The organism is Flavobacterium sp., assembly GCF_046153165.1.
GTDB lineage: Bacteria > Bacteroidota > Bacteroidia > Flavobacteriales > Flavobacteriaceae > Flavobacterium.
Genome location: NZ_JBJXEN010000060.1, coordinates 1 through 4,711, shown reverse-complemented (window position 1 = coordinate 4,711; position 4,711 = coordinate 1). Strand labels below are relative to the sequence as shown.

Annotated in this window: 5 protein-coding genes; all 5 read left to right on the top strand. The window is 30.5% G+C overall.

Annotation, left to right across the window (positions count from 1 at the left end):
- Window positions 1–95 precede the first annotated feature (95 nt).
- The 5 genes from ACKVOV_RS07000 to ACKVOV_RS06980 all read left to right on the top strand — a co-directional run bounded on the left by ACKVOV_RS07000 (window position 96) and on the right by ACKVOV_RS06980 (window position 4,680).
- Window positions 96–1,115, top strand: coding sequence for a chorismate-binding protein (locus ACKVOV_RS07000; protein ID WP_409206046.1), 1,020 nt, complete (start codon window positions 96–98; stop codon window positions 1,113–1,115).
- A gap of 65 nt (window positions 1,116–1,180) precedes the next feature.
- Window positions 1,181–2,599 (top strand): MBL fold metallo-hydrolase, encoded by a 1,419-nt coding sequence (locus ACKVOV_RS06995; RefSeq protein WP_409206045.1) that lies wholly within the window; start codon window positions 1,181–1,183, stop codon window positions 2,597–2,599.
- Between the two features lie 122 nt (window positions 2,600–2,721).
- Window positions 2,722–4,140 carry an MBL fold metallo-hydrolase gene (locus ACKVOV_RS06990; protein WP_409206044.1) on the top strand — a complete coding sequence of 473 codons (1,419 nt, stop codon included), beginning with the start codon at window positions 2,722–2,724 and terminating at the stop codon, window positions 4,138–4,140.
- A gap of 16 nt (window positions 4,141–4,156) precedes the next feature.
- Window positions 4,157–4,471, top strand: a complete 315-nt coding sequence (locus ACKVOV_RS06985; protein ID WP_409206043.1) for a rhodanese-like domain-containing protein — start codon at window positions 4,157–4,159, stop codon at window positions 4,469–4,471.
- A gap of 2 nt (window positions 4,472–4,473) precedes the next feature.
- Window positions 4,474–4,680, top strand: coding sequence for a hypothetical protein (locus ACKVOV_RS06980; protein ID WP_409206042.1), 207 nt, complete (start codon window positions 4,474–4,476; stop codon window positions 4,678–4,680).
- The last annotated feature ends 31 nt before the right edge of the window (window positions 4,681–4,711 follow it).

Below are 4,711 nucleotides of genomic sequence, written 5' to 3'. Positions count from 1 at the left end.
TTGTAAATTAACAAATATGGTTTTACCTAAGAGAAAAATTTAAAACCAAAATGAGTATTATTTTTAATAAAGGAAAGGATTTTCTCAACAAAAAAATGCCTTTTGTAATTTATTGCAAACCCAATTCTGATAAGTTAATTGGTATTTTTCAAAAAAATGACAACCTATTCGAAATAGATAATTTTGAAGAAGTTGGATTTGCTTTTGTTTCTTTTGATGGAAAAAAAAAATATTTAATTCCTAGAAATGAATCAGATGTTTACATAGAAACCATAAGCGAAATTAATTATTTTATAGAAACTAAAATTGATTCAAATATTAATTCGAATACAAAAATAGCTTTTGAAAATTTAGTCAAAAAAGGAATAGCTTCAATACAAAACAACCTATTTGACAAAGTAGTTTTATCCAGAAAGGAAAGTCTTGAAATTGAAAATTTTGATTTCGAAAAGTCATTTAATAAATTGATTTTTAATTATCAGAATACATTTAAATATTGTTTTTATCACCCAAAAATTGGTTTTTGGATGGGAGCAACACCTGAACAATTTTTGCAATCATCCGAAAACAGAGTAAAAACTGTTTCTTTTGCGGGAACTCAACCTTATTCCGAAAGCGAAAAATACATTTGGGAAGAAAAAGAAGAACAAGAACAACAATTTGTAACCGATTTTATTTTAGATAATTTAAAAAAATATAGTACTGAAATTTCATTTTCAAAACCATATACTTTTCGAGCAGGAAACATTGTTCATATTAAAACTGATATTGAGGCAGTAATTAATTTTAAAAATGATTTTAAGAATATTATAGAAAAATTACATCCAACACCAGCTGTTTGTGGTTTACCTAAAGAAATAGCCATGCAGTTCATCATAGAGAATGAAGGGTATGACAGAACTTTTTATACTGGTTTCTTAGGAGAATTAAATATAGATTTTGCAACTTTTAGAAATAACAAATCTGATTTATTTGTTAATTTGAGATGTATCAATATCGAAAACAATTTGGTAAACATATATATTGGTTGCGGTATTACAAAGGGTAGTGTGCCCGAAAATGAATTTATAGAAACGGTAAATAAATCGAAAACGATGAAGAACGTTTTATTATGATTTTTATCACCTTTTATATTAAATATAGCTTTTAAATTTGTTTAAACATTAAACTAATTTACATTATGCAAGTAGAACAAATATATACAAATTGTCTTGCAGAAGCTGCATATTATATCACCTCAAACAATGAAGCAGCTATTGTTGATCCACTTCGTGAAACCAAGCCTTACCTAGATAGATTACAAAGAGATGGTGTTAAACTAAAATATATTTTCGAAACACATTTTCACGCAGATTTTGTGTCAGGTCATATAGACTTAGCGAAAAAAACTGGTGCAACTATCGTATACGGTCCCACAGAAATGAAAACTGGTTTTGAAGCTCATATTGGGAAAGATGGCGAATTATTCTCCATTGGTAAAGCTACAATAAAACTAATACATACTCCTGGTCACACTATGGAAAGCTCTTGTTTTCTTCTAATTGATGAAAATAAAAAAGAACAAGGAATTATAACTGGAGATACTTTATTTATTGGTGATGTAGGAAGACCTGACCTTGCACAACACGTAATTGCAGATTTAACTCAAGATAAATTAGCCCGTCACCTGTATCATTCATTAAGAAATAAAATCATGCCTTTATCAGATGATTTAATAGTATATCCTAATCATGGCGCTGGAAGTGCTTGTGGTAAAAACATGAGTAAGGAAACAACGGATACTTTAGGCAATCAGAAAAAAACAAATTATGCTTTAAACCCAAACTTAACTGAGGATGAATTTGTAATAGAATTGCTAACAGGACTTACTCCTCCTCCCGCCTATTTCCCAAAAAATGTAATTATGAATATTACTGGATATGATAGTTTAGACAATATACTATTACGTGGCAAAAAACCATTATCTCCAACTGAATTTGAGCTTAAAGCCAAAGAAACAAAAGCTATAATACTTGATACACGACCAGCAGCCGAGTTTGCTAAAAGCTTCATGCCAAACAGTATTAATATAGGTTTAGACGGAAGCTTTGCACAATGGGTAGGTGAAATAATAGCTGATATTAAACAACCTATTTTATTGGTAGCAGAAATAGGCAAAGAAGAAGAATCTATAATTAGATTATCTCGTATAGGTTATGACAATACTATAGGCTATTTAGATGGTGGATTTGAAACATGGAAAAATACCAACCAAAACACTAATCTCGTAAATAGAATTTCTGCAAAAGAATTAGAAGAAAAACTAACTAATAAACCATACACCATTATAGATATTAGAAAACGAAGTGAATTTAATTCGGAACATCTTATTAATGCAATAAATATTCCACTTAATGAGATTTACCAACACATTACTGAGTTCCCAAAGAATGAACCATTCATTATACATTGTGCAGGAGGTTATCGTAGCATGATTGCCGCATCAATATTAAAACAAAAAGGGTTTGATAATTTTGTAGATGTAAGCGACGGGTTTTCTGGCATAAAAAACACATTATTACCAATAACCGATTATGTATGTCCCACAACCTTATTATAATATCTAAAATATAATTCCTAATAAATGTTATAATTTTCTTAAGGTTTTTTGTATTGTAACATAAGTCACCGCAAATAGAAGAAATATATCTTATTTTTGTATCTAAATTAAAATAGATTACTATGCAAATAGAACAAATTTATACAGGATGTTTAGCACAAGGAGCATATTATATAACTTCAAATGGTGAGGCCGCAATAATAGATCCCCTTCGTGAAATTCAACCTTATCTTGACCGATTAGAAAGAGATAAGGTAAAGCTTAAATATATTTTTGAAACTCATTTTCATGCAGATTTTGTGTCAGGTCACGTAGATTTAAGTCAACAAACTGGGGCTAAAATTGTATATGGACCAACAGCTAATCCAACTTTTGATGCTATAATCGCCGAGGACAATCAAATATTCAAAATAGGAAATATTACTATTAAAGTGCTTCATACTCCAGGTCACACAATGGAAAGCACAACATTTTTACTTATTGATAAAAATGATAAAGATTACGCCATATTTTCTGGAGACACATTATTCATAGGCGATGTAGGAAGACCTGATTTAGCACAAAAAGCGGCTACAATGACACAAGAACAACTAGCAGCGATTCTTTTTCATTCGCTACGGGACAAAATAATGACTTTAGGAGATGATGTAATTGTATATCCTGCCCATGGTGCTGGAAGTGCTTGCGGAAAAAACATGAGTAAAGAAACGGTATCAACAATTGGAGAGCAAAAACAGCATAATTATGCATTACGAGCCAATATGACTGAGGCTGAATTTGTGATCGAAGTAACTGATGGTCTGTTGCCTCCTCCTGCTTATTTTGGTATGAATGTAGCCATGAATAAATCAGGAATACCTAGTTTCGAAAATGTTCTTAATAATGGTATGAAAGCACTGAATGCTTCTGAATTTGAAGTGGCTGCAGATGAAACTGGAGCACTTATTTTAGACACCAGAAATAGTTCTGATTTTTATAAAGGACATATTCCGCAATCAATCAATATAGGAATATCAGGAGATTTTGCTCCTTGGGTTGGCGCGTTAATTGCCGATGTAAATCAACCTATTCTCATAGTATCTGAAGTTGGTAAAGAAGAAGAAACAATTACTAGATTAAGTCGAGTAGGTTTTGATAACTTACTAGGTCATTTAAAAGGTGGTTTTGAAACATGGATAAACTCTGGAAAAGAAACAGATACCATAAAGAGAATTACTGCCGAACAATTTGCAGGCGAAGTAAAAATAGGTGAAAGTAAAATTATTGATATTCGTAAAGAAAGTGAATATAGCGCAGAACATATCGAAGAAGCATATAACAAACCACTAGCATATATCAATGATTGGATAAAAAATATAAACCCTCAAGAACATTTTTATATACATTGTGCAGCTGGTTATCGTAGTATGATTGCCGCATCAATATTACAAGCTAGAGGATATAGAAATTTCAGTGAGATTGAAGGAGGTTTTAACGCTATCTCTAAAACACCTCTTCCAAAAACCGATTTTGTTTGCCAAAGCAAAATTTTAAAAATTTAATTAAAATAAATTAACCATGTTTGAATTTCTAAAAAATATATTTTCAAGTAATAATGATGATTTGAAAAAAATTGTCAATGAAGGTGCTTTCTTAGTAGATGTTCGTTCTCAAGGAGAATATTTATCTGGTCATGTAAAAGGTTCCGCAAATATTCCTTTAGACCAAATAAAAAGTCAAATAGCAAAATTTAAAGGAAAAAATAATATCGTAGTATTTTGCAGAAGCGGAATGAGAAGCAGTCAAGCCAAATCTATATTAGAACAAAATGGTTTTACAAATGTCATTAATGGCGGTACTTGGAACAAAATAGATCAATTACTAAACAAGTAAAAATGAAACAATTATTATTTACAAATTGGCATTTAATGCGATGGGTAAGATTAGTATTTGCACTATTTTTATTTAGCCAAGCTTACACAACTGGTCAATGGTTTTTTATTGCTTTTGGGATTTTTTTCTTGTTTCAAGTAATTTTTAATTTAGGCTGTGGCCAAAGTGGTTGCACAATTCCTAATAATAAATCCAGTAAAAATGAATGATACTTTTCACGATATTATAAATTCTGAAAAA